The following is a 24,590-nucleotide window of genomic DNA, read 5'->3' as shown; positions in this document are numbered from 1 at the left end:
ATATTGCCGCCTGCGCCCTCCCGGCCTAGAACCGCTGTTCCCGGATATAAGGTGTTCCCAGCGACTCCGGCGTACCGGAGGGCTTGTTGCGGTTGCGGTATCCCAGATACATCAATACGAGAATGGTTACGACGTAAGGAATCATTTTCAGAAAATAAGACGGCACCGCACTCCCCAGCAGCTGAATACGGAAGCCCAGCGAATCGAGCGCTCCGAAGAAGTAGGCACAGAAGAGCGCGCGCAGCGGATTCCATCTGGCGAAAATCACCAGACCCACGGCGATCCAGCCCAGCCCGGCGGTCAGCCCTTCATTCCAGGTCGGCGCATACGCCAGCACCATATCCGCACCGGCAAGACCAATCAGCGCCGCTCCGGCAGTAACATAGCAGTAACGGATCAGCTGCACACGAATCCCCATGACGTCCGCAGTAGCCGGATTGTCGCCGACTGCCCGCAGATGCAGCCCCCACGAGGTATGGTGAATCAGCAGATGCAGCACAAGGACGAGCAGGAGACTGAACCAGGTCAGCATATCCAGCCTGCCAAAAAGCTCCCCGAGCACCGGCACCGGCTTCAGCACCGCCAGATCCAGCTTTGGCAAACTGCCGGGAAGCGGAATACCGCTGATCGACTTGCCCACATAAGCGCTAAGCCCGCTGCCGAACAGCGTCATAGCCAGGCCCGACATCGTCTGATTCGCCCTCAGCGTGACACATAAGAACGAATGAACCATACCCAGAAGAGCGGTAATGGCTACCGCCGAGAGCAGCGCAAGGATGAGATTCCCGCTGCGGATGTAGACGATACAAGTCGTCACTGCCCCCATCAGCATCAGCCCCTCCGCGCCGAGCTGGATAATGCCGGCCCGTTCGGTCAGAATGCCTCCCAGCGTAGCCAGCAGCAGCGGTGTTCCGGCGGAGATAGCGGCGATTAATAATTGTGTAGTGAAATCCATGAGTGAACTCCCTCCTGTACGAGAATGCTGTTATGCGCTCCGGCGGATGCGGAACCGGTGAATCATGTCGCCGGCAATCAGGAAGAACAGGATCGCGCCCTGCAGCATTTCCGATATGGACGAAGGCAGTCCGATCGTCTGAACACTATAGCCGCCCACAATCAGGCCGCCGAACAGAATCGAAGTCACAATCAGGCCCAGCGGGTTCAGCTTGGCAAGCCAGGCTACGATGATCGCCGTATAGCCATAGCCCGGGGAGATCCCCTGCATCAGCTTATGCGTAACCCCGGACACCTCGGCCATGCCGGCAATCCCGGCAAGACCGCCGCTGATCAGCATGACGATGATAATATGCTTCTTGATGTGAATGCCCGCATACCGGGCGGCTGTTGGATTGGCGCCGATCAGACGCAGCTCATAGCCCCAGCGGGTGAACCTGATCATCAGATAATAGATCAGCACGGCCACCAGGCCGAATACCAGCCCGATGTGCAGCCGGGTGCTTCCAAGCACTGGCAAGGACTGGGCGGCCGTGAACATCGGCGAACCCGGGAAGTTGAACCCCTTCGGGTCCTTCCAGGGGCCGAACACTACATAATCCAGAGCCAGCAGTGCCACGTAGTTCAGCATCAGCGAGGTAATCAGCTCATTGACACCGAAATGGGTTCGCGGCACCGCCGTCATCAGGCCCCACAAGGCTCCGGCCGCTGTACCGAAAACCAGCATCAGCGTAATGGACCAGAAGGAAGACAAGCCGGGGAAATAGATCGTCACCGCAGTAGCCGCCATAGCACCTACCGTCAGCTGGCCTTCCGCCCCGATATTCCACACGGAGATCCGGTAAGCTACAGCAATGCCTAGCCCGCAGAGCAGCAGCGGAATCGCCTTGACCATGGTTTCTGTGAAGCCGTAGGAGGTGCCGAAGGCTCCCCGGAACATTTTCTCGTAAACGACCAGCGGACTCATTCCATTAGCGGCGATGAACACCGCACAGAGCAAGAGTGCCAGAACAACCGACAGAATAGGCGTCCACCACGGTGAACGGGTACGGCTTGAATCATATTCCAGTCTGAGGGAGTACCACCTCCCGCTGCGCCCCGCCAGCGGCGGAAGCGTTGCAGATTCATTTCCAGGCTTCGGACTCATACCGCACTTCCCTCCCTGCTCCGGATACCGGCCATCATCAGGCCAATTTGTTCCCGGTCCGCCTGCTCATGATCACTCTCGCCTATAATGGAACCGCCATAGATCACCAGAATACGGTCGGATAACTGCAGCAGCTCATCCAGATCCTCGGAGATCAGGAGCACCCCGCTGCCGGAGCCGCGCAGCTCCATCAGCAGCTCATGCACCCCTGCCGCTGCGCCGACATCCAGCCCTTGCGTCGGATGCACGGCCACCATCAGCTTCGGACGGTGGCTGACCTCGCGGGCGAACAGCAGCTTCTGCTGATTCCCGCCGGACAATTGCTGCACGGGAGTATCCAGCTCCGGCGTCTTCACATTGAAGCGGCGGACCAGTTCCTGCGACCAGGAGCGGTTCCTGGCCGCCTTCAGAAAGCCGAACCGGGAATGCTCTCCGCTGCGGTAAGACTTGAACAGCAGGTTGTCAACCGACCCCAGCCGTCCGGCCAGACCGCTCTTCATCCGGTTCTCCGGCACATGCGAGATGCCCGAATCGATCGCTCCTCTTACCGAAGCTGTTTTCACAGGACTGCCATCGAACCGGATCTCGCCCGTCCTCCATGCTCTAAGCCCCGTCAATACCTCCGCCAGCTCCTTCTGCCCGTTGCCAGCAACGCCGGCCACGCCCACAATTTCGCCTTCATGAACCGTAAGCGACAGGGCATCCAGCGCCTTGCGGCCATGATCTGCTGCGACCTCCAGATCGCGGACGATCAGCAGCGGCTCTCCGGCCGTTGCCTCGCGCGCCTGACGGCTGATCGTAACCTCCCGGCCTACCATAAGCCGGGCCAGCTCCAGCTCATCCGTCTCGCCTGTCATCAGCGAAGCAATCATTTTCCCCTTGCGCATCACGGAGATCCGGTCTGAGGAGGCCATGACCTCCTTCATTTTATGCGTGGTCATGATCACCGTCTTGCCCGCCTGCTTCATCACCTGAAGCGTCTCGAACAGTTGCTCCGCCTCTCCCGGTGTCAGCACCGAAGTCGGCTCATCCAGGATGATGATGTCTGCCCCGCGGTATAGCGTTTTGACAATCTCAACACGCTGCTGCTCGCCGACAGACAGCTGCCAGATCGGCCGGTCGACGGGAAATTTCAAGCCAAACCGTTCTCCAAGCGCCTCTATCTCTTCATGCTTACGTTTGATCCATTTGCTGCCGCGCCAGAAAGACGACTTTTCGCCAAGCACGATATTCTCCGCCGCTGTAAGGCTCTGCACCAGTCTGAAGTTCTGAAAGACCATGCCTACACCGAGCAATGCCGCATCCTTCGGGGAACGGATTCTGGCCGGTTTGCCATGAATAAGAATCTCTCCTGCGTCCGCCCGGTACACTCCTGACAGCATGCTCATGACTGTGCTTTTGCCTGCCCCGTTCTCCCCGAGCAGCGCGTGAATCTCCCCCGCATTTGCCGAAAAATCAACTTGATCGCTGGCCGTTACAGCACCGAATGTCTTCACTATCCCGCGCATTTCAACCGAAGGGTCCTGCATAGTGCTACGCTCCTTTCCGGGTAGTTATAGTACAGGTGGGGAAGGCTCCGGTATCCGGACCCCGCCCCACCTGTAAGGCTGTGCTGTATGAAGATGTGTTGCAGCAGCTGTTACTGCGGAATCGTGCCCTCGACACCTTTGACCAGCCAGTTCATGCCAAGCACCTCTTCAAGGGTCAGCTTCTGGCCGTCCTTAACAGTTACATTGCCCTTGTTGTCCGAGATCGGTCCGGTGAATACCTCCAGCTCGCCGCTGATGATCTTGGCCTTGGCGTCCTCCACCAGCTTCTTCACATCCTCGGGAACCTTGTTGCCGAACGGTGCCAGCTCCACCATGCCATCCGCCATATCGCCGGAGTACTGCTCACTTTTCCAGGTTCCGTCCATCACGGACTGTACAGCTTTTACATAATAAGGACCCCAGTTCCATACAGGATTGGTTAAGTAGTTGTCCGGTGCATACTTGCTCATATCCGAGTCATTTCCCCCGGCAAAAGCTCCCCGTTCCGCCGCAGCCTGAAGGGTAGCCGGTGAATCCTGATACGCCAGCAGGACGTCCGCCCCTTTGTCGAGCAGGCTGATTGCCGCCTGACGTTCCGTCGCAGGGTCATACCAGGTATTCGTCCACACCACATCCACCTTAACCGCCGGGTTGACACTCTGCGCGCCCAGCGTGAAGGCGTTCAGATTATAGATCACCTCACTGATCGGGAAGGCTCCCACATAGCCCAGATGATTTTTCTTTGTCATTTTGCCTGCCGCGATCCCGGACAGATAGCTTGCCTGATAGTTTTTGCCGAAGTAGGTTCCCATGTTCTCGGCTGTCTTGTAGCCGGAGGCATGCAGGAACTTCACGTTAGGGAATTTGCCGGCCACATTCAAGGTGAAATCCATATAGCCGAAGCTTGTGGTGAACACGATGTCATGATTCTGCGCGAGCTCCGTGATGATCCGCTCGGCATCGGCGCTTTCCGGTACATTTTCAACGAAATCGGCCTTGATCCCAAGCTCCTTCTCCATATACAGGCGGCCCTGATCATGCTGATACGTATACCCGCCGTCACCCGGAGGCCCGATATAGACAAAAGCAACCGTCGGCTTCTTCGCTGCCGGCTCAGTGGTTGCCGCCGCCTCGCTGCCTGCCGGTGTACTTGCCGCCGAAGGCTCTGTCGTTGCTGCTGCACCCGTATTAGATGCTGTATTATTCTTTGCGCACCCCGTCAGAACCATCGCCAGCAGGAACATCGTAATAACGCTAAATTTGAATGCCTGACCCCTTTGTTTCATAATTCTCCTCCTCCAGGATATCTCTCCTAATGGCTACAGCCATTAATGTATCTCTACTATACTGAGGAGCAGCACTTACGTAAATTTATATAACATAGCTTTGTGTGAGTGGATAAGATGAGGGGTCACATTTGTGCTCCATGCACGAAGTCATCTCAAATTAAACTTAAATTATGTGATATTACCTTACATAACTTTGTAAAATAGCGAATTCACTGTCTGTTGCCGCTCCGCACGCTCCATTCTCTGCGGTACCCTCCGAAGCTCTCCGGCAGCCCGGGCTCTGCGAACGCCTGAACAGACTCTTGAGGCAGGATGAGCCCCTTATACTCCTTGGTCCGCATAATGGCAGCTATGCCCTCTTCATCGTCCAGCTCTTGAAGTTCGCGGAACAGCGTACTTGAGAACAGGGTGGGCGGCATCAGCAATCCTTCTTGTGCACTCGTGACATAATCAAGCTCCGGGTGCTGCTCATACGCTTGGATGAACCGGCGGATCTGAGCTGCCGCCACAAACGGCTGATCCGCCGCTGCAATGACCACCGCATCCGGCTGAAGCGAAGCAACAGCATTCAAGCCGCAGCGCAGTGAGAAGGACAGGCCCAAATGGGCCGTCAGGCAAGTCTCAATCCGCCGCATATTGTCCGCCTTCCCGGCAGGCGGCAGCCAGCTCAAAGGATCATCCGCGCGAACCACAACAACCAGCGGCGCAAGCCCGCAGTTCTCCAGCTCACTGAGCATCGCCGCACTGGCTGAACCCGCGCCTGCCCTGTTCAGAGAACCTTCCGAGGCCCCTGCTCCATTACTGCGGCCTGCCGCCAAAAAGATTCCGGCCACCTTCATTGTTCTCCACTCCTTTTTTTGGCAATCTGCTCATGGACGGCTGTTATTCTCGCTCCAGCATTCTGCGGAACAGGAATACCAGCTTCAGCTTCATGAGATCATTGATTTTTTTGAAATCGACATCCAGCAGCTCACTGAGCTTCTCAATCCGGTAAGTGGCCGTATTGCGATGAATGAACAGCTTCTTGGCCGTCTCGTTCACATGGCCGTCATTCTCCAGGTAGACCTCCAGCGTGTGGAGCATCTCCTTAACATATTCAGGCTCACGGCTAAGCAGTCCCCGCAGGCTGCCGCTATAGTAGCGCTCCATGGTCTCTGCCGGAATCTTGCTCAGCAGCAGATCAAGCTCCAGCTGGCGGTAATGCACCACATTTCCGTGCGCGCCCCACTGACGGGCCATGTCCATACATTCCTTTATCTCGGCAAAAGCTTCCTTCAGCCCCTCCGGCTTCTGCTTCACACTGCTGACAGCGGCCTGCGGATAATAACCTTTATCGAACTTCAGGTTGTCGAAGCATTCCTGAATCAGTGCCCGGAACTCCTCGGGCTGATGCGGCCCGGCCGGATACAGCGACACCAGTCCCTCTTCCACCAGGAAGTGGACCGCCTGCAGGCCATGCAGCACCGGATGCTCCGAATACTCCTCCTTCAGCCGCAGCAGCTCTCCCTGCCGGGCTTCTCCCGCAGCAGCCACATCGGTAAGCAGCAGTTGAAACGGGGCCTCAAGCAGCGTAATCTCCAGCCGGAGCGCTGCCTGTGCCAGCTCAGCGTATTTCAGCCCGTCCTTCAGGAACCGCCGCAGCAGCCCGCTGAATTCACGGTGTCCGGCCTGCTCGAAATAATCCTCCAGCCCGGTATGCATATGATAAGAAATCAGCTCTGCCCCCTGGACGAACAGACTTTCCTCCACGGGCAGCAGCAAGGGATCAATATCGCAATAATGAAGGTAACCCAGGCATTTCCCGGCCTGCAGCAGCGGAAGCCGGTAGCCGGTGCCTTCGCCGAGACGGAAGCGCTGATTGCGTGGCGGCCAGGGCCAACCTTCCAGTTGCTCACTTTCGGTGTACCCCGAGTTGTTGAATACTACCGTTCCCCGGTTGCTGATTACAGCCAGCGGATAACCGATGATCTCCGAGACGGTGTCCAGCAGCGGACGGCTGCGGCCGGAACGCAAGGCAAGACGCATCAGCAGCCGCTGCTTCTCCATCATGCTCTGCAGGGTGCCCACACTGCGCGACAGCTCCGCGCGGAACAAGCCGTTCATCTGGTCGGAGAAGGTGAACTGGAACGGCAGCTCAATCAGCGGGAAATTCAGCTGCTCTGCTTCCGCAATCAAGGGCGGCGGCACAGCCTCCCAGAACCGGCCCAGCTTAATACCCAGCCCTGCTGAACCGCGCCGGTTCAACATCTGCAGCAATGCCGAAGCTTCCTCCGGGCTGTCCTTGATCAGATAGGCTGTGGTCAGCAGCATTTCCCCTTCCTTGATCCAGTCCGAAATATCGGGAGCATCCATGACATTGATCGATTTCACAATCCTGTGCTTCCCCTTGGACCCGGCAATCAGCTTCGCTTCGGATAAAGGATAAATGGACAACGCTTCTTCCACTGTAAGATGCATAGCCACCCCTCCTTCTCTACCTTCATAATAGGTTCACTCGATTCATATGTTACTTTATGTAACATTATAGATAAAATGACCGCTGTTGGAAAGAGAAAAGTTAGAATTAGGCTTTTTTGTGTTATGTAATATAACATATGAAACGGTAGTAACCCTAATTTGGTCCCTTGGAGCTGCATAATTGCCCATGTATCTTCGCAGCTGAAGAATGGATGCTGTCTTTCGCGTAAATTTGGCCCACGCACCCCCGCACCGCCCAATGTAATCGGTTTTCCGATTACAATCGCCCCGTCTGCCACCGCGCCGCACGATGTAATCGGTTTTCCGATTACAATCGCTCCGTCAGTCCTCGCACCGCCCAATGCAATCGGTTTTCCGATTACAATCGCCCCGTCTGCCACCGCGCCACCCGATGTAATCGGTTTTCTGATTACAATCGCTCCGTCAGTCCTCGCACCGCCCGATATAATCGGTTTTCCGATTACAATCGCTCTGTCTGCCACCGCGCCGCACGATGTAATCGGTTTTCCGATTACAATCGCTCCGTCAGTCCTCGCACCGCCCAATGTAATCGGTTTTCCGATTACAATTGGATATTGTTTTCCGCATACATTGGGTAATCAGCAAAAAGCCCTGGTTCTCTTCGTTCAGAGAACCAGGGCTGTAACATCCTATTTCCATACCTCCTGTATCCATGACAGGAGCCGGAGATCTTGTCCGTGCCCGCCGATGACGGACAGTCCCAGCGGCAGTCCGCCGGGGCCGGGCACCGGCAGCGTAACCTGCGGCAGCCCGGCCAGTCCGGCCAGGCAGCTGAGCATCATGGCGCTGCTGCGGCTCCGCTCCAGCTGCCCGGGTCCGGCGCCGCGCAGCGGGGCCGGACCCGGCACGGTCGGAAGGACGAGACAGCCGTCCTTCCCGAGCAGCTCCCGCAGCCGCTGAGTGAGCAGGCTGCGCAGCATAGCGGCCGGGCTGTGATCCGCCCCGGCCAGCCCCGCCGCCCAAGCGAACCGGGCGGCAATATCCGGCCCGAAGACCGGCTGCTCCCGCCCGATCCACTCCCCATGGGTTGCCCAGATTTCGGCACCTTGCAGCTCACGGAAGGCGTCCATCCAGGTCTTCAAGCCTTCAGGGGCAACCACGGCTTCAGCAGCCTGTAGCGAAGCGCCGGCCTGAAGCTTGTCCAGCCCCCGCCTCAGGTAATCTGCACAGTCCTGCTCCACAAGCGCCCAGCCTTCCGGGGCGGTGAACATCCGGGACATTCGAAGGTCACTGGCACACTTGTCTACCTTCTCACCGCCGCTCTGCTCCATACTATACTCCATGCCCTGGTTAACTACGCCGCTGTCCGCAGACCTGAGCTGATCGCCTGCCTTCTTCCTAACCTCCCCTTCACTGGCAACTCCGCCACTGTCCACAGTTTCGAGCAGATCGCCCGCCTTCTTCCTAACCTCCCCGTCACTGGCATCTCCGCCACTGTCCACAGACCCGAGCAGAATGCGCCCCACCTTCAGCAGCAGCTCCGCGCTTACTGCGATCCAGCCCACGGTGTCAAAAGCCGGGGCCAGCGGAATAACTCCCTCCGAGGATACCGCCCCGTGGGTCGGACGATAGCCGAATACACCGCAATAAGCCGAAGGAACCCGGATAGAGCCGCCCGTATCCGTACCGAGGGCAAAATCCACGCTCCCTGAGGCCACAGCTACCGCTGATCCGCTGGACGAGCCGCCGGGAATCCGGTTCTCCCCGTGCGGATTCACCGGGGTGCCGTAATGATAGTTCTCTCCGCCAAGGCTGTACATCAGCTCATCCGTATGGGCAGCCCCCTGCAGCGTGGCTCCCGCTTCCAGCAGTCTGCGTACAGCAGTTGCATGAGAGGCCGCCGGTTCGTGGCTGCGCAGCCAGTCCGGGTTACCGGCGGAAGAGCGGTGCCCCGCCACCGCAAAGACATCTTTTACCGTGAAGGTCAGGCCATGCAATGCCCCGTGCCCGCTGCCGGGAATCTCCAGCTCCGGGACCCGGAATGCACCGTGCCGGTTATCAAGAATCATGTGCTCCACCCTCTCCCTCCCGGACCAACCGGATTATTCTATTCTTATCTTCTTAATCACTCTGCCTTCCCCTCTTCTAGTAGAGCAAGTAAGGGATAAAGCTGCGTTTAAGCCGAGCATTCGGCGGCACATCCGAGGATTTAGTTGTAGAGATTGCAATTATGCCTCCCTTAAGCATCCCCTTTACACCCTGATCGGGGCGCGGCAAACCTTCAGTAAGCGATTCCCTCTACCACCCGATAGCCGCTCCATCAGAGCGGGGGTCCGTCCCCCCGCTGCGGTAGCCGTTGCCATCAATCGAGATAGCATGGGCGTGCCCCATCACCCCGTCATAGCTCTGTGCCTCACGGACAAGATGCCCCGCCTCCGCCAGCTCTGCCCGTACCGATTCCGCTACCCGGTTCTCGATCCGCAGCTCCTGGGTCGGCTCCCCCCAGGTTCTGCCCCAGACGAAGCGCGGTTCGCTCACCGCAGTCTGCGGGTCCATCCCATAGTGAAGCATGCGCGTGAGCAGCAGGGTCTGCGTCTGCGGTTGTCCTTCACCGCCCTGCGTACCATAGAGATAAGCCGGCTTCCCGTCCCGGCAGGCCATCGCCGGCATCAGCGTGTGGAAGGTGCGCTTATGCGGCTCCAGCGTATTGACATGGGCGGGATCAAGCGAGAAGAAGGACCCGCGGTTCTGGAGCAGAATTCCCGTATTCCCGGCCATCACCCCCGACCCGAATTCGAAATACAGACTCTGGATGAACGAGACGGCATTGCCCTCTTCATCCACCACCGCTGCATAAGCTGTATCCCTTCCAACCGGTTCGCTGCTAAGAGCAAGCGCCTTACGGGGAGAAATTGACGCCGCGAGTTGTGCCGCATAGGGCTTACTCAGCAGACGGTCCAGCGGAATGCTGCTGAAGGACGGGTCGGTCAGCACCTGGTCACGGTCACGGAAGCTCAGCTTCAGCGCCTCCACCAGTTGATGATAATACTCATAGGAGCCGTGCCTGATCTCCGCGAAGTTAGAATGCTCCAGGATATTAAGCGCTATGAGCGCGGTGAAGCCCTGCGAGTTCGGTGGAACCTGATAGACGGTATGCCCATGATAGTGCGTCTGGAGGGGCTCCTCCCAACTCCCCTGATGGTCCGCGAAATCATCGCGGGTCAGGTACCCGCCGGAAGCCTGCATATAATTACTGATCTCTTCCGCGATGCTCCCCTTATAAAAAGCATCCCGGCCTCCCGCCGCAAGCGCCCGCAGCGTCCCGGCCAGCTGCCGCTGCACAAACCGCTCTCCCGCCGCCGGTATCCGGCCGCCGGGAAGATACACCGCCGCCGCTTCAGGCGACAGCGCGGCTCCGGCCAGTACGCTGCCTCCATGCTGGTCCGGCGACAGCGGAAAGCCCCCGGCGCTGTAGCCGATAGCCGGCTCCAGCACCTCGGCCAGGGTCAGCCGTCCATACTCCCGCTGGACGGCCTCCCAGCTATCCGCCATTCCGGGCACCGTAATGGCGCCGCGCACACCCCGCCGGGGAATGGCCTCCTCCCCGGCATAGCAGTCCCGGCGGACGGCGTAGCCCGAGCGTCCGCTGCCGTTGTAAGCCCGCACGCGCCCTTCACTGGCGCTGTACCCCAGCCAAAAGGCGTCGCCGCCGAGCCCGGTCATATGCGGGTAGACCACAGCCAGCGCCGCGCTGACTGCAACGGCCGCATCATAGGCGTTGCCGCCTTTGGCCAATACTTGCGCGCCCGCTGCCGAGGCCAGATAATGCGGGCTGACCACCATCGTCTTCGTTCCGGTCACCGGTCCTCTCCCCATGTTCCGCCTCCCTTCCCTGCCGCTTAAGTTAGTGTCATTTAACAGCAGGCCCGGAGCCCCTGTCAACGGCTTCCGCAGGACCGTACATTTGCTGCCGCTTATTTTGTGAGCCATGCACAAATTTCAGAATGGAAGCAGGCCCAGGCCTGGCATCCATTCTGTCCGTCTGTTATATGGAGCTGCAGCAGGCTACAGCCTTAGTACGCCCTGTCTGCGCGCCCCCCTCATTTCAGGATATATTGCGACAGCACAGCCTGCACTTCATAGATATCGACCGATTTGTTGAAGGTTTTCTTCAGCGGCAGCCCCGCGCCCGAGATATATAGGCACAGCTCCGCATCCAGGTCGAAATGCCCCGCCGTCTCCACAGAGTAATGGGTGATGCTTTTGTAAGGAACAGAGTGGTATTCGGTTTTTTTGCCGGTCATCCCCTGCTTGTCTACAAGAATCAGCCGCTTGTCTGTAAAAATAAACATGTCCCGGACCAGCTTATAGGCGCGCTCAATCTTTTCATTCGGAGCCAGAATCCGTCCGTATTCCCGCTGCACCTCTCCCAGCTCAACCTGGGTCGCATTACCCAGTAATCCGTTAAAAATCGCCATAGCTCTCCTCTTTTCCCGCAGCCGGTATAAGGGCAACGCCCCTTCGCCACACTTCATACTACTTGCAGAACCATACTTTTATGTCTGGAGAGAACATTTCTCCCTTGCTTATTTCGGGATTTTTGGTTACACTAGCTTTAAATTTATCAAAAAGGAGGTGTAGGAGAATGGATCACAATCGGACCAACAGTGTTAGCAGCCGGCTGATTAATATTATGGCGGGCATCGTTCATGTAAAATCGGACAACGGGAGAAGTCTGTCCATTTACACGAACTTAATAACACTACAACATTGTGAAATGCCTTTCTCGCCTACACTTCAACGGATGTCTTAACCCGAAGAATTCTCAGGCCGTGGGGAAATTTCCCTGCGGCCTTTTTATGTGCTTTTAAACGGATATTTCGGATAAATTGAAGCGGCAGAGCAAAGAGCATTCTAATAAAAGGAGCCTAACGATGATTATCTCATGTCAAAATATCCAAAAATACCACGGTGCCCAGCTCGTCCTGAGCGATGTCACCTTCGATATCCGCCAAGGCGAAAAAATCGGCCTGATCGGCCGCAACGGCTGCGGCAAAACCACCCTCTTCCACTTGCTCAGCGGGGAAGAACGCCCGGACCAAGGGCAGCTCTCCATTCGCCGGGGCAGCGTCATCGGCCTGCTTGCCCAGATTCAGGAGGTGAACGAGAGCGAGACGGTCTATGCCGTCCTCCAGCGCAGCTTCGCGGAGCAGCTCGGCTGGCAGCGCCGCCTGCGGGAGCTGGAGCAGGAGATGTCATCCTCCGGTGCGGGCGAAGACGAGCAGGCCTGGAACCGGCTGCTTAAGGAATACGGCACCCTACAGGAGAAGTTCGAGGCGGCAGGCGGCTATGAGCTGGAAGCCTCGATCCAGCGTGTAGCCTCAGGACTGGGGATTGGAACGGAGCAGTACGACCGCTGCTTCTCCTCCCTCTCCGGCGGAGAGAAGACCAAGGTAGGGCTGGCCGAGCTGCTGCTGCGCCGTCCCGACATCCTGCTGCTCGATGAGCCGACCAACCATCTGGACATGGAGGCTATCGAGTGGCTGGAGAAGTTCCTCCAGAGCTATGATGGCACGGTTCTGGCAATCTCCCATGACCGTTATTTCCTGGATGCCGTGGTGAAGAAGGTCATTGAGATTGAAGACGGGGAGGCTTTCACCTTCCATACGAACTACAGCGGCTATCAGGTAGAGAAGGAAGCACGGCTCCTTCAGCAGTTCGCCGATTATCAGGAGCAGCAGAAGAAGATCAAGCAGATGCAGGAGAGTATCAAAAGGCTGATTGAATGGGGAAAGCTGAATCCGCAGAACGTTTCGTTCCCCCGCCGGGCAGCTTCCATGCAGAAGGCGCTGGACCGGATGGTCAAGGTCAAACGCCCGATTCTGGAGCGGAAATCCATGGATCTGCAGCTCCAGCAGGAGGACCGGACCGGCAACCAGGTCGTTATCCTGGACCAGATCAGCAAGTCTTACGGGGACCGCAGGCTCTTCTCAGCCGCCAGCGATATTCTGCGATACGGCGAGACCACGGCACTGATCGGCGGCAACGGAGCAGGCAAAAGCACCCTGCTGAAGATCATCCTCGGCCAGGAGACACCGGATAGCGGGATCTGTACGCTTGCTTCCAGAGCTGTCGTCGGTTATCTGGCCCAGGAAGCTGTGCCGGAGGAGGGCGGCCACTCCGTGCTGCGTTATTTCCGCGAGGAGGCCGGACTTGAAGAAGGCGAAGCCCGCGGCCAGCTGGCCCGCTTCCTTTTCTACGGCAGCGATGTCTTCAAGAGCATCACTAACCTCTCAGGTGGAGAATGGACCCGGCTGCGCTTCGCGGTCCTGATGCACAAGAGGCCGAATCTGCTGATTCTGGATGAGCCGACCAACCATCTGGATATCGATTCCCGCGAGGCGCTGGAGGAAGCGCTGGAGGAGTTCCCCGGCACCGTGCTGGCGGTATCCCATGACCGTTACTTCATCAACCGCTGCTTCGGCAAGCTCTGGCATATTGACGGCGGACGCTTCTCCTCCTTCCCGGGCAACTACGAATACTATAAGGAAAAGCAGGCCGAAGCCGCCCAGCGGCAAGAGATGCCGCAGCCGGTATCTTCCGGAGGCGGCACCGGCAAGCCCCGCTCTGTAGGCGGGCGGGCAGAAGCATCACCATCCGGCCCTGCCAGTCCGGACCGCAAGAAGCGTCCGGCGGCTTCGTGGGAGCAGGACATTGCCGCAGCGGAAGCACAGCTTGCTCTTATCGATGCCGAAATGCTGGACCCTCAGCTGTCGAGCAATGCACAGAAGCTGGCCGGGCTGCAAGAAATGAGAGATGCTGCGCAGCAGAAGCTCGATGGCCTGTATAGCAGTTGGTTAAGCGAAGCGGACTGATCTGCACTGCTCTCCCGTCCTCGCCCAACTGGAATCGGCTTTGCTTCACGATCAATGAATATACACTTACAAATCTAAGATAGAGGTGACCGTAATGACATTAACCCCGGAAATTTCAAAATATTGGGAGAGTTATCTGGTGAAGCATCCGGAAGCGGCAGACAAATTCGACAGCGCCTGGGCGTTCGGCGACAATCCCCGGCTGGCAGATGAGCTGCTGGATCTGGTGCTGAAAGGAATCAAGACAGGAACCGCGCAGAATTATGAGCTAATTAAGGCTCAGGGGCTGAGCATGCCTTTTACAGGCGGATTATCCGTCCTGCTGGACAGCACAGGGCAGCCGCGCGCGATTATTGAGACGACGAAGGTGGAGGTTGTTCCGTTCGCTGAGGTAACCGCTGAATTCGCCTACTCCGAAGGGGAGGATGACCGCAGCCTCGAATCCTGGCGCTACGAGCATGAGGTGTTCTTCACCAGGGAGCTGGAGTGTGAGGGCAAGCCTTTTGACCCGGATATGCGGGTGGTCTGTGAGAACTTCCGGCTGGTGCATATTAACAACGAATTGTAATATTAATTATATATTTAAAAAGGCTGCTTCTTCACTACGAAAAGGCAGCCTTCATTGTATATGTGCAGTTAGTAGTAGCGGGACTTAACTATGGCTGCGGACGGGTCTTAGAATTTCCAGATGCCCATCATCCAGCCGATCAACGAGATCCATAAGGGAATACTGATCAGGACACCCCATACCAGACCCGTGGCGATATTGCCCTCTGTAGGCCGGGTCATCCCCTCCTGCGCAAGCGGGAGTCTTAGCTCTTCTTGTTCCATGCGATCCCCTCCTAAAATTCTTATCGTCAAAGCAGAGGAAAAAATGTAGACCACCAGGCCCAAAAAGAGATGTTTTCGATAATTTTTTTAGATATAAAGGCTCAGCGGATCATCATTGTAAAGGCTTACATAAATTATATTAACCAAAAAATGTATTCATAAAACTTATATACACTCTTGGTTATCTATAATATGCAGTGCTTTAGTCCAATATTACTTCTTTTTCGGGATTATGTAAATATTGGAATAGGATGTGCAGCTGCTCGGCCGTGTTGCGTTCTTCAGACAATTCGGGCAAGGCATCCTCGGCAAAAAATCCCGCACCGCTCGTCTCCACGCCACCTGCCGCTTCCCCGCCGGTAATTCTGCAGAGAATGAACATTTTATAGGTATGGTACGGCTCCGGCGGATGATGATGGAACTTCTTATCCAGCACGGCAAGCAGACGGACCGCTTCCGCCTGGTAGCCGGATTCCTCGGCAATTTCCTTGACAGCTACCTCGCTTGGTGACAGGCCGATATCTGCCCAACCTCCGGGCAGTGCCCATTTTCCGTCGAGCTTCTCGTGTACGAGCAGAATTTTATCATCCTGAAAAATAACTCCCCGGATATCCACCTTAGGTGTGCTATACCCGTCTTCGCCCGCGAAGGAGAGCCGGATACGTTCCTTGCTCTCATACGTATAATTCGCCAGAATATCCACACTCAGCTCGCGCAGTGCCTGATAACGTTCAATATCATATACATCCTTGGCATACGCCAGCCCTGTCTGGGCAATCCCTTGAATTTCTTTGGCCCAGGTTAACCATTTTGGTTCCATAAGCACACCGCCTTCACTCGGATTTAGTTACGCTCTTCCTTCAAGGTGATCTACTCGCACAGCATCAGATGACGGGAGAACGCACCTTTTCGCGCCACACAACGGTCTACAATTGTAAAACCGGCCGCAGCAATCATCTCATCCACCGCCTCAATCGCCACAATGACCACTCTGTCCGCAATCCGCCGCGTATGACTCAGAATCGCAAACTGCTCTTCGGGGGTAATCCGTGAATACAGATTATAAGGCATATCCACGATCGCTGCATCGTAATGCTCCTCAATATCTGCGATATCCCCGAGCGTAACAACACTCTCGAAGCCGAAATGGGCGATGTTCGTCCGCGCACCTGCCGCTATGAGCGGGTTAATATCACGGCCGACGACATCAATTCCCATAGACAGAGCTTCCACCATTACTGTGCCAATTCCGCAGCAGGGATCGATCAGCTTCACACCGGGTATTCGCGGAACTGCCATATTGACCGCTGCCCGGGCTACCCGTGTGCTGAGCGCTATGGAGTAGCTGCGGGGCTTGTGCATCTGCCTGAACCAGGTTGCCTTGTTCTTATGATAAGGGCCGAAGTACCAGCGTCCGCCGAGCGTTACAATCCCGTACACCAGCTCCGGATGGTTCACATCCGCCTCTCCCTCAATCCGCAGGCCGATTTCCCGCTCAATCACTCTGCGCTCACCGTATTCTATTTTTTGCTCAGGAGCCAGATCATTAGTCTTCACAAAAATAACCTTGAAGCTCCGCCCCGCAAGCTCCACCTGCTCTGTCTGCTTGTAGATCTCCGGGAGCGTGTCCCCTTCGTACATCACATCTATCCGCTCTTTGATAAAAGGACTGCGGCTGACATCCGCCTCTACCCCGCTTGCGAATATTGCCGGAGGGATCTCCCTGCCAAACAGGCAGCGCAGCTCCATCCCGCATAGTGAGGTCTCATCCGGCGAATGGGCATACGTATAAATATATATCGGTTCATCACTTGCAGGCATGTTCGTTGACACTACAATTTCGCTCCTGTCGCTTCCGCCGCGCCCGGCGGTTCCTTTGCTTAAACTAAGTAAGTCTATCACGGTTGCTGCCAGTAATCAACAGCCTGCAGGGAACTGTTCCCCGCTGCGCAGCTCCGGTCACCCTCTGTTGAAGGGGTGGGACAATCCTTTTTTGATCCATGAGGATATCTCCAGTATAATGAATGCATTACACTGCCGAACCTGAGCCGCAGAGACCCTCCGTTATGCATGTTGCCGCATAATACGGGTAGCTGTGGTATTAAGCAGCGAATTCCAAGGAGGTACATACCTACAATGTCATACGAAACTTACTTTCAGGCTGAGCGTGAAGCCCAGCTGAGCGAACTCAAGCAATGGCTGGCGATCCCCAGCATTTCAGCCCTGTCCAGCCACAAAGAAGATATCAATACCGCTGCCGGCTGGCTGGTAGAGACCCTGAAGCGTGCGGGCCTTGAGAATATCGAGCTGCATCCTACGGCCGGTCATCCGGTGATCTATGCAGACTACCTTCACGCTCCCGGCAAGCCGACCATCCTGGTCTACGGCCATTATGATGTACAGCCGGTTGATCCGCTGAACCTGTGGACTACACCTCCGTTTGAACCGGAGATCCGTGACGGCAAGCTCTACGCCCGCGGCGCTACAGACGACAAGGGCCAGGTATTCATGCATATCAAGGCCATCGAGGCCATCCTCAAGCAAGAGGGCACTCTGCCGGTCAACATCAAGCTCTGCATCGAAGGGGAAGAGGAGATTGGCAGCGTCAACCTGCCGCCATTCCTGGAAGCTAACCAGGACAAGCTTGCTGCAGATGCTGTTCTTGTCTCGGATACCTCCCTGCTGGAGCGCGGACGCCCTGCCATCTGCACAGGGCTCCGTGGTCTCTGCTCCATGGAGGTTACAGTGAACACCGCCTTGACTGACCTGCACTCCGGCTCCTACGGCGGCGGCGTTCCCAATGCGCTGCATGCGCTGGTGTCGCTGCTGAGCACCCTTCACGATGACAAGGGCCGTGTATCTGTAGAAGGCTTCTACGAAGGCGTGCCTGCCCTGTCCCCGCTCCTGCGTGAAGAATTCGCCAAGCAAGGTGTGGACGAAGATAAGATCCGCACCGCCCTCGGCCTGGAGCAATTGTACGGTGAAGAAGGCTACACCTTCGTGGAACGGGTCGGCGCACGTCCAACGCTGGAGCTGAACGGCGTATACGGAGGCTTCCAAGGTGAAGGCAGCAAGACCGTCATCCCGAAGGAAGCTCATGCCAAGATTACCTGCCGCTTGGTCGGCGACCAGGACCCGCAGCACATCCTGGATGCCGTTGAAGCCCATCTGAAGGCTAATATTCAAAAGGGCGCCAAGGTTCAGGTGAAGCAGATGGAGAAAGCTCGCGCCTTCAACATCGATCCGTCGCACCCGATCCTCCAGACCGCTGCCGATGCTTACGGCAAGGTCTATGGCACCCGCGCCCTCTTCACCAAAGACGGCGGCTCCATCCCGATCATGGAGAGCTTCGCCCGCATCCTGAAGGCCCCGGTCGTCCTGATGGGCTTCGGACTCGATGACGAGAACCTGCACGCGCCGGACGAGCACTTCAACCTGGAGAACTTCGACAAAGGCCTGCTGACCTTGGTCGAGTTCCTGAAGACCGTCTAACGTCCAAGGCAGACGGCTTACCTGTCATTTCATAAAGCCAGGCCCCCGAAGGATCGGGGGCCTGGCTTCTTTTTGTTTGTTTTTGCATGTGCGATACACAACAAAAAAACCCTTGCGGACAAGGATTTCGGAAGTTAAATATGGAGCGGGTGATGGGAATCGAACCCACGCTATCAGCTTGGAAGGCTGAAGTTCTACCATTGAACTACACCCGCGACTCGAATTGAGTACAAGAAACATTGTAGCATCACTACGAATAAATTGCAACCCTATTAAATTCAGATACCGGAGATTACGACGGCATTTCCAGCAGAGGCCTGAGGAAGGACTGCTCGAATTCGGCCGCCTTCACCGGCTTGCTGAACAGATACCCCTGGGCCTCATGGCAATGCTGCTGGCGCAGAAAGTGCAGCTGCTCCTTGTTCTCCACGCCTTCGGCGGTAACCTTGAGCTTCAAATGGTGGGCCATCGAGGTAATCGTAGAGACAATTGCAGCATTGTTGCTGTCCTCCATAACATCCGATACGAAGGAACGGTCGATCTTCAAGCGGTCAATCGGCATATTCTTCAGATAATGCAGCGAGCTGTAGCCTGTGCCGAAATCATCGATGCTGATGCATACGCCGAGTCTTTTGAGACGGTTCAATTGGTCGAAGGCGGTCTCCTTGTCCAGGGTCATACTCTCGGTAATCTCCAAATCCACGTAACAGGGATCTAGACCGATATCCTTCAGGATGGCATCAATTTTGCCGGCCAGATTAGGCTGCAGGAACTGGCGCATCGAGAGGTTAATAGACACGCAAATCGGATGATAGCCGGCATCCTGCCACATTTTATTCTGCAGACAAGCCGTCTTAAGCACCCATTCCCCAATGGGAACAATTAGCCCGCTCTCTTCAGCGATAGGAATGAAATCTACCGGAGAGACCAAGCCGCGTTTGGGATGGTTCCAGCGCAGCAGCGCCTCCATGCCGACAATCTCTTCTGTCTCAAGCAGCACCTGGGGCTGATAGACCAGATAGAACTCCCCCCGCTCCAGCGCCCGGCGCAGATCATTCTCCAGCTTGAGGCGTTCCTTCGCCTTCATCTGCATAGCCGGAATATAGCGGCGGATCTCCACCCCCTGCTCCTTGGCATTGTGCACCGCTGTGTCTGCATTCTGTATCAACTGCTCAGCCGTATCTCCGTCTCCGGGATAGATGCTTACCCCCAGACTAAGCGAAATATGGTATTCACCCGACTCCAGACCTACCGGCGTCTCGAACAGGCGCAGCAGCTCACCCGCCCGGACCAGACAATTCTCCAGCCCCGTACGCTCCGTCATCAGAAAAGCAAACTCGTCCGCCCCCATACTAAAGAGCTCTTCATTGACTTTAACCTCGTCCCCGATCCGCCGGGCAACCAGCTGCAGCAGCAAATCTCCCGCATAATGACCCAGGGAGTCATTGATATTCTTGAAATGGTTGATGTTCATAATGACCAGCCCGGAGAAGCCGCGGCTTTTGTCCTGCTCACTCTGGAGCACCACCTCTTCCATGCGCTGCATCAGGCGGCGTCTGTTCGGAAGACCGGTCAGCTCATCGTGGTACGCCAGATAATTAATCCGCGCTTCCGCCTGCTGGTTCTCCTGGAACGGCTCCTCAATCGTCAATCTGTAGACTCCGGTCAGCAGAAGATAATAGGCTGCTGCGCTGCTGAGCATTCCGAAGAGATAATCCAATTCTCCGACACTGAACAGATTCATGAAGAAGACCTGAGCCAGGGAGAAAAACACAAGGGAACGGATAATAATCAGCAGAGAAGCCGACTTTTCGCTTTTGCCCGGATAGATGATAATCGCAGCGCCAAGCAAATAGACGAACAGTATCGCCATGTTCATCAGATCTCTTGCCGTTTCTGCCCATGGTTCGTCCGCCAGCCCGGAGACAATCAGGTTGCCAAGACCAAACACAGCCAAAGACAGCAGAATCACCACAAAAGCATTCCTGAACACCTTCCCCTTGCTGCCGGTTCCTACAAGCTGGTCTTCTCTGCTGAAAATAAGCATGATCCCCAGTGCACTGGCCAACCGGGAGAACGTCAGAAGCCATAAGGACTGCCCCTGGCTAATATAAGGGGTGATTCCGGAAATACCTACAAACCCGAGTACATGCAGGAAGTCAAAAATGCTCACCCCCAGGAACAATGCAGAGGTGTACAGTCTGGCCTTGGATAAACTATTGGCGAACAGCAGCCAGCCCTGGGCGAAAATCGCAAAACCGAACGCGACAGTACAACAGCCCAAAATAAGGTAAAAGGCCATCAATAAATCCTTGTCCTCTATTTGGCCCAGCGGTGTACGAAAAATCTGGATCAGAAGGAATAGCGCAGCCCCCAGAATAGCCGCATGAATCGTCTTTCTCTCTTCTTGTCTCATAAGTCCCTCGCGTCTAAAAATAATATCTATAAAGTCAGATGGTTGTGTATGATGTCCTATGTATAAATATCGGCCAGACAGCTCCGTAAAGTTACATTGATCACCTACAATATTGTACGAAAGCAGCTCCGGCAGAAAAAAAGCACCTGCCTACAAATAGAGGCCGGTGCTTTCTCCTTCCAGACGGTTATTTGTCCCCGAAATTGACCTCAGGTGTTGTCAGTGTGTCATAGAAGTCAACCGCCTTATCTTTATCGGCCGAAGATCGCAGCGCCATTGCCGAGCGGGGATGCTCATCCAGCGTTCCTGTAATCATATACGGAATGATATAGCCCCACTCTTCCTTCTCCCGCAGAGGGATCATCAGGTTCTCAACGATATCCAGCACAGGACGGAGCGTATAATTCGTATTCTTCAGATGGGTAACCAGCAGCTCTGTAGGACAGTTGCCTGCGGCACGGCCCATCCCATAACAGGAAGCATCCAGCAGTTCTACCCCCTTCTCGGCTGCAATCAGCGTATTGGAGAAGGCCAGCTGAAGATTGTTGTGGGTATGCACACCGAGCCGCTTCTCCGGCAGATGTGTCTTGAACTTCTCTACCAGGTAATGAAAATCATTATGATCCAGGCTGCCGTAAGAATCCACGATATAGACTACATCAACTACGCTTTCGCGGATCTGCTCGAAGGCTTCCAGCAGCTCATTCTCCATTACATTGGACAGGGCCATAATATTAATGGTCGTCTCATAGCCCAGGTCATGGAACGTCTGCACCAGCTGAAGAGCCTTGTCCACATCCTTGCTGTAACAAGCCACTCGGATCAGATCAAGCATGCTCTCGCTGCGGGGCAGAATATCATTCTCGTCCACACGGCCGATATCGACCAGAGCCGACAGCTTCGTATGCCCCTTTTGCGGAATGACCTTGCGCAGGAAGTCATCATTCAAAAAGCGCCAAGGACCTGCACCCTCAGCCCCTTTGAGCAGCTTCGGCGAGTTCTTATATCCGATTTCCATATAATCAACACCGGCTTCATTCAGTCCGGCATATAATTTCTGAACAAATTCAATGCTAAAATCCCAGTTATTCACCAATCCCCCATCACGGATGGTACAATCGACAATTTTACTATGATTAGTCTTCACAATCTGTTCTCCCTTCGGGGTATCTCTTTAGTACTATGCTTATATTATCGTTCAATCATACTTTAATGAAGAAGATATTGTAAAGAAAATTTCAGCAATTTCCATATCGATTTTTGCGAACGGAAACAATGACATTAATCACAGAATAAATGGCAGAAAAATGCTACATTACAAGAAATCATTGAGATTGATTATCAGTCTCTTTCGGAGGGATAACAATGGCTTTAACATCCTGCTCCTTACTGCGTCTGCAACCAGGCTTTACCGGCTCCATTCAAAGAATCGAAGGCATGAACCCTATCTTGCGCCGCCGTCTGGCCGACCTGGGAGTATCTGAGGGTGTAATGATCCGTCTCAAGGGCAAAGGGCCTTTCATGGGTCCGATTACGCTTGAATGCAACGGTCAGCTATTTGCTATCCGGCGAAAAGAAGCAGCTATGATAGAGGTGAAGGTCTCATGAGCTCTATCGCACTTGTGGGGAATCCCAACACAGGGAAAACCTCACTGTTCAATACGCTCACTTCCTCCTACGAATATGTGGGGAACTGGGCAGGCGTTACGGTTGAGAAAAAGATCGGCAGCCTCAAGAACGGAGCCGGTAAGCTGATCGATCTGCCCGGAATCTACTCCCTTCATCCCCTCTCCCGCGATGAGGGCGTAGCTGCACAATATCTGATCGAAGAAACCCCCGAAGCGCTTATCAATATTGTCGATGCCTCGCAGCTGGAACGGAACCTGCTGCTTACCCTGCAGCTGCTGGAATACGGCAAGCCGACGATCCTCGGACTGAATATGACCGATGTCGCTAAGGCGCGCGGTATTCAGGTGAATCCCGACATCCTTAAGGAACGTCTCGGTGTCCCCGTACTGCCGCTGATTGCCCGGACAGGCAAGGGAACCAGTCAGGTGCTTAGCGTACTGGAGCAGCCCTCCCATATCCCGCCTATTACCTTCCAGTTGAATTATGGCGACATCGCTGAGGAAGCCATAACCTCCATTGTTGCACAATTGCAGAAGACCTCTGGTCTGCCTAATCTCCGCTGGGTGGCTCTGCAGCTGCTGGAGCAGAACCCGGTAATCCTTGAACTGCTCAAGAAGCGGATGGATATTTCCAGTTTGCTGCTGATCGCAGATGCCGCTCAGACCCGGCTGCAGCAGGAGAAGCTTGCACTCACTCTTCCCCAATGGATCCGCTCCGTCCGCATGGACTACATCCGGATGGTATGCGCTGACGCTATAGACTCTACCCTGCAAAAACCGCATAATCTGACCGAACGTCTGGATTCCATCCTTACCCACCGTTTTCTGGGACTTCCCCTGTTCATCGTCTTTATGTATGCCATGTTCAAAACTACCTTTGACTGGATTGGCGGGCCTTTGTCAGATCTCCTGGATGGCTTCATCGGCGGTCCGCTCAGCGATTGGACGAATTCGTTGCTGGGCGCCATCGGAGCTTCGGAATTCACGCACGCACTGATTGTTGATGGCCTCATCGGCGGTGTAGGCGGCGTGCTCGTATTTGTTCCACAGATCTTCATCCTGTTCCTGATGATCTCCTTCCTGGAGGATTCCGGGTATATGGCCCGTGTCTGCCTGCTGATGGACAGCACGATGGAGCGGATGGGATTGAACGGCAAGGCCTTCATTCCGTTCATTATCGGCTTCGGCTGCAACGTACCGGCGATTATGGCGGCCCGGAGCATTGAACAGCCCAAGGACCGGATGCTGACAACACTGCTAATGCCGCTGATGTCCTGTTCTGCCCGGCTTCCGGTATATCTGCTGTTCGCAGCGGTCTTCTTCCCTGCCCAGCAAGCCACAGCTGTACTCTCTATGTATGTATTGGGTGTTGTATTTGCCCTGATTCTGTGTAAGTTCTTCTCCAAGTACCTGTTCAAAAATGAGACGTCTATCTTCATTATTGAGCTGCCTCCTTACCGGATGCCGCAGTTCAAGACACTGAGCCGCAGCACCTGGGAAAAGGGCAAAGGCTTCCTGCGCAAGGCAGGGACCATCATCCTGGCCGGTTCGGTTCTGATCTGGCTGATGTCCTATGCCGGTCCTGGCGGTCTCAATGTGGACATGGATCACTCCTTCCTGGCCAAATTCGGCGGCTTCATCGCCCCGCTGTTGCAGCCGCTCGGCTTCGGAACATGGCAGGCCGGTTCTACCCTGGTGCCCGGCTTCCTCGCGAAAGAGGTTGTGGTCTCCACAATGAACATCATCTACCATGCCCCGGATGCAGCAGGACTGGAAGGGCAAATTGCTTCAGTCTTTACACCGCTTAGCTCGATCAGCTTCATGGCCTTTATCCTGCTCTACATTCCTTGCCTGGCCACTGTCGGCGTTATCAAGAAGGAGACTGCGTCCTGGAAATGGACATTCTTCTCCATGGGTTACTCTCTGGCATTGGCTTATTCGGTGTCACTGGTGATCTATCAAGGAGGACGTTTGCTCGGATGGTCGTAGC

At 55.5% G+C, this 24,590-nt stretch carries 19 protein-coding genes and 1 tRNA gene; 5 read left to right on the top strand and 15 right to left on the bottom strand.

The features are described from left to right. Positions 1–25: 25 nt before the first annotated feature. The 9 genes from NSS83_RS27095 to NSS83_RS27055 all read right to left on the bottom strand — a co-directional run bounded on the left by NSS83_RS27095 (position 26) and on the right by NSS83_RS27055 (position 11,836). Entirely contained in the window at positions 26–955 is a 930-nt protein-coding gene (locus NSS83_RS27095; protein ID WP_341187489.1) for an ABC transporter permease, read from the bottom strand. A 30-nt stretch (positions 956–985) separates the two neighbouring features. After that, positions 986–2,101: an ABC transporter permease gene (locus tag NSS83_RS27090; protein WP_341187488.1), complete on the bottom strand. Its 1,116-nt coding sequence runs from the start codon at positions 2,099–2,101 to the stop codon at positions 986–988. Continuing rightward, complete coding sequence (locus NSS83_RS27085; protein WP_341187487.1) at positions 2,098–3,630, bottom strand: ABC transporter ATP-binding protein; 1,533 nt, start codon at positions 3,628–3,630, stop codon at positions 2,098–2,100. The genes NSS83_RS27090 and NSS83_RS27085 overlap by 4 nt, the downstream gene beginning before the upstream one ends. A gap of 110 nt (positions 3,631–3,740) precedes the next feature. Continuing rightward, entirely contained in the window at positions 3,741–4,916 is a 1,176-nt protein-coding gene (locus NSS83_RS27080; RefSeq protein ID WP_341346882.1) for a BMP family ABC transporter substrate-binding protein, read from the bottom strand. A 212-nt stretch (positions 4,917–5,128) separates the two neighbouring features. Then, entirely contained in the window at positions 5,129–5,758 is a 630-nt protein-coding gene (locus tag NSS83_RS27075) for an NTP transferase domain-containing protein (RefSeq protein ID WP_341187485.1), read from the bottom strand. A gap of 43 nt (positions 5,759–5,801) precedes the next feature. After that, a complete protein-coding gene (locus NSS83_RS27070) occupies positions 5,802–7,376 on the bottom strand; it encodes a PucR family transcriptional regulator (RefSeq protein ID WP_341187484.1) in 1,575 nt (524 codons plus the stop codon). A gap of 671 nt (positions 7,377–8,047) precedes the next feature. Then, positions 8,048–9,427, bottom strand: a complete 1,380-nt coding sequence (locus NSS83_RS27065) for an amidase family protein (protein WP_341348771.1) — start codon at positions 9,425–9,427, stop codon at positions 8,048–8,050. A gap of 229 nt (positions 9,428–9,656) precedes the next feature. Next, entirely contained in the window at positions 9,657–11,234 is a 1,578-nt protein-coding gene (ggt, locus tag NSS83_RS27060) for a gamma-glutamyltransferase (RefSeq protein WP_341346881.1), read from the bottom strand. A gap of 224 nt (positions 11,235–11,458) precedes the next feature. Then, positions 11,459–11,836, bottom strand: coding sequence for a PH domain-containing protein (locus NSS83_RS27055; RefSeq protein ID WP_036696174.1), 378 nt, complete (start codon positions 11,834–11,836; stop codon positions 11,459–11,461). Between the two features lie 456 nt (positions 11,837–12,292). Here NSS83_RS27055 and NSS83_RS27050 point away from each other — a divergent pair, with 456 nt between their 5' ends. Both NSS83_RS27050 and NSS83_RS27045 read left to right on the top strand, forming a co-directional pair. Next, the gene (locus NSS83_RS27050) at positions 12,293–14,233 is read left to right on the top strand and encodes an ABC-F family ATP-binding cassette domain-containing protein (RefSeq protein ID WP_341346880.1); all 1,941 of its coding nucleotides are present in this window, start codon (positions 12,293–12,295) and stop codon (positions 14,231–14,233) included. 94 nt (positions 14,234–14,327) lie between these two features. Continuing rightward, positions 14,328–14,801: an ASCH domain-containing protein gene (locus NSS83_RS27045; protein ID WP_341187481.1), complete on the top strand. Its 474-nt coding sequence runs from the start codon at positions 14,328–14,330 to the stop codon at positions 14,799–14,801. A 107-nt stretch (positions 14,802–14,908) separates the two neighbouring features. Here the strand turns inward: NSS83_RS27045 and NSS83_RS27040 are convergent, their stop codons facing one another. The 3 genes from NSS83_RS27040 to NSS83_RS27030 all read right to left on the bottom strand — a co-directional run bounded on the left by NSS83_RS27040 (position 14,909) and on the right by NSS83_RS27030 (position 16,885). After that, positions 14,909–15,064: a hypothetical protein gene (locus tag NSS83_RS27040; protein WP_156949647.1), complete on the bottom strand. Its 156-nt coding sequence runs from the start codon at positions 15,062–15,064 to the stop codon at positions 14,909–14,911. A 202-nt stretch (positions 15,065–15,266) separates the two neighbouring features. Next, a complete protein-coding gene (locus tag NSS83_RS27035) occupies positions 15,267–15,884 on the bottom strand; it encodes an NUDIX hydrolase (RefSeq protein WP_341187480.1) in 618 nt (205 codons plus the stop codon). Between the two features lie 50 nt (positions 15,885–15,934). Further along, entirely contained in the window at positions 15,935–16,885 is a 951-nt protein-coding gene (locus NSS83_RS27030) for an RNA methyltransferase (RefSeq protein WP_341188086.1), read from the bottom strand. A gap of 315 nt (positions 16,886–17,200) precedes the next feature. Between NSS83_RS27030 and NSS83_RS27025 the strand changes: the two genes are divergently transcribed. Then, entirely contained in the window at positions 17,201–18,556 is a 1,356-nt protein-coding gene (locus tag NSS83_RS27025) for a dipeptidase (RefSeq protein ID WP_341187479.1), read from the top strand. 141 nt (positions 18,557–18,697) lie between these two features. Here the strand turns inward: NSS83_RS27025 and NSS83_RS27020 are convergent. From NSS83_RS27020 to NSS83_RS27010, 3 genes are all read right to left on the bottom strand, one after another. After that, positions 18,698–18,771: transfer RNA gene (locus tag NSS83_RS27020), tRNA-Gly, on the bottom strand. Positions 18,772–18,848: 77 nt separating this feature from the next. Beyond that, positions 18,849–20,972, bottom strand: coding sequence for an EAL domain-containing protein (locus NSS83_RS27015; protein WP_341187478.1), 2,124 nt, complete (start codon positions 20,970–20,972; stop codon positions 18,849–18,851). A 187-nt stretch (positions 20,973–21,159) separates the two neighbouring features. Then, positions 21,160–22,119 carry an aldolase catalytic domain-containing protein gene (locus NSS83_RS27010; RefSeq protein ID WP_179090501.1) on the bottom strand — a complete coding sequence of 320 codons (960 nt, stop codon included), beginning with the start codon at positions 22,117–22,119 and terminating at the stop codon, positions 21,160–21,162. A 218-nt stretch (positions 22,120–22,337) separates the two neighbouring features. Here NSS83_RS27010 and NSS83_RS27005 point away from each other — a divergent pair, with 218 nt between their 5' ends. Both NSS83_RS27005 and feoB read left to right on the top strand, forming a co-directional pair. Then, positions 22,338–22,580 (top strand): FeoA family protein, encoded by a 243-nt coding sequence (locus tag NSS83_RS27005; protein WP_341187477.1) that lies wholly within the window; start codon positions 22,338–22,340, stop codon positions 22,578–22,580. Continuing rightward, positions 22,577–24,589: a ferrous iron transport protein B gene (gene feoB / locus NSS83_RS27000; protein WP_341187476.1), complete on the top strand. Its 2,013-nt coding sequence runs from the start codon at positions 22,577–22,579 to the stop codon at positions 24,587–24,589. Before NSS83_RS27005 ends, feoB begins: the two co-directional genes overlap by 4 nt. The last annotated feature ends 1 nt before the right edge of the window (position 24,590 follow it).

Source organism: Paenibacillus sp. FSL H3-0469 (assembly GCF_038051945.1).
In the GTDB taxonomy this organism is placed as follows: domain Bacteria; phylum Bacillota; class Bacilli; order Paenibacillales; family Paenibacillaceae; genus Paenibacillus_AQ.
The sequence above is the reverse complement of the archived record's forward strand: the minus strand, read 5'-3'. Positions and strand labels throughout refer to the sequence as shown.

What these genes read in the sequence shown, in the direction of transcription:
- NSS83_RS27040 (WP_156949647.1), bottom strand. Translation starts at nt 15,064, where the DNA reads ATGGAACAAGAAGAGCTAAGACTCCCGCTTGCGCAGGAGGGGATGACC.
- NSS83_RS27055 (WP_036696174.1), bottom strand. Translation starts at nt 11,836, where the DNA reads ATGGCGATTTTTAACGGATTACTGGGTAATGCGACCCAGGTTGAGCTG.
- NSS83_RS27025 (WP_341187479.1), top strand. Translation starts at nt 17,201, where the DNA reads ATGTCATACGAAACTTACTTTCAGGCTGAGCGTGAAGCCCAGCTGAGC.
- NSS83_RS27050 (WP_341346880.1), top strand. Translation starts at nt 12,293, where the DNA reads ATGATTATCTCATGTCAAAATATCCAAAAATACCACGGTGCCCAGCTC.
- NSS83_RS27030 (WP_341188086.1), bottom strand. Translation starts at nt 16,885, where the DNA reads ATGCCTGCAAGTGATGAACCGATATATATTTATACGTATGCCCATTCG.
- feoB (WP_341187476.1), top strand. Translation starts at nt 22,577, where the DNA reads ATGAGCTCTATCGCACTTGTGGGGAATCCCAACACAGGGAAAACCTCA.
- NSS83_RS27045 (WP_341187481.1), top strand. Translation starts at nt 14,328, where the DNA reads ATGACATTAACCCCGGAAATTTCAAAATATTGGGAGAGTTATCTGGTG.
- NSS83_RS27015 (WP_341187478.1), bottom strand. Translation starts at nt 20,972, where the DNA reads ATGAGACAAGAAGAGAGAAAGACGATTCATGCGGCTATTCTGGGGGCT.
- NSS83_RS27005 (WP_341187477.1), top strand. Translation starts at nt 22,338, where the DNA reads ATGGCTTTAACATCCTGCTCCTTACTGCGTCTGCAACCAGGCTTTACC.
- NSS83_RS27035 (WP_341187480.1), bottom strand. Translation starts at nt 15,884, where the DNA reads ATGGAACCAAAATGGTTAACCTGGGCCAAAGAAATTCAAGGGATTGCC.
- NSS83_RS27090 (WP_341187488.1), bottom strand. Translation starts at nt 2,101, where the DNA reads ATGAGTCCGAAGCCTGGAAATGAATCTGCAACGCTTCCGCCGCTGGCG.
- NSS83_RS27085 (WP_341187487.1), bottom strand. Translation starts at nt 3,630, where the DNA reads ATGCAGGACCCTTCGGTTGAAATGCGCGGGATAGTGAAGACATTCGGT.
- NSS83_RS27075 (WP_341187485.1), bottom strand. Translation starts at nt 5,758, where the DNA reads ATGAAGGTGGCCGGAATCTTTTTGGCGGCAGGCCGCAGTAATGGAGCA.
- NSS83_RS27065 (WP_341348771.1), bottom strand. Translation starts at nt 9,427, where the DNA reads ATGATTCTTGATAACCGGCACGGTGCATTCCGGGTCCCGGAGCTGGAG.
- NSS83_RS27080 (WP_341346882.1), bottom strand. Translation starts at nt 4,916, where the DNA reads ATGAAACAAAGGGGTCAGGCATTCAAATTTAGCGTTATTACGATGTTC.
- NSS83_RS27095 (WP_341187489.1), bottom strand. Translation starts at nt 955, where the DNA reads ATGGATTTCACTACACAATTATTAATCGCCGCTATCTCCGCCGGAACA.
- NSS83_RS27070 (WP_341187484.1), bottom strand. Translation starts at nt 7,376, where the DNA reads ATGCATCTTACAGTGGAAGAAGCGTTGTCCATTTATCCTTTATCCGAA.
- ggt (WP_341346881.1), bottom strand. Translation starts at nt 11,234, where the DNA reads ATGGGGAGAGGACCGGTGACCGGAACGAAGACGATGGTGGTCAGCCCG.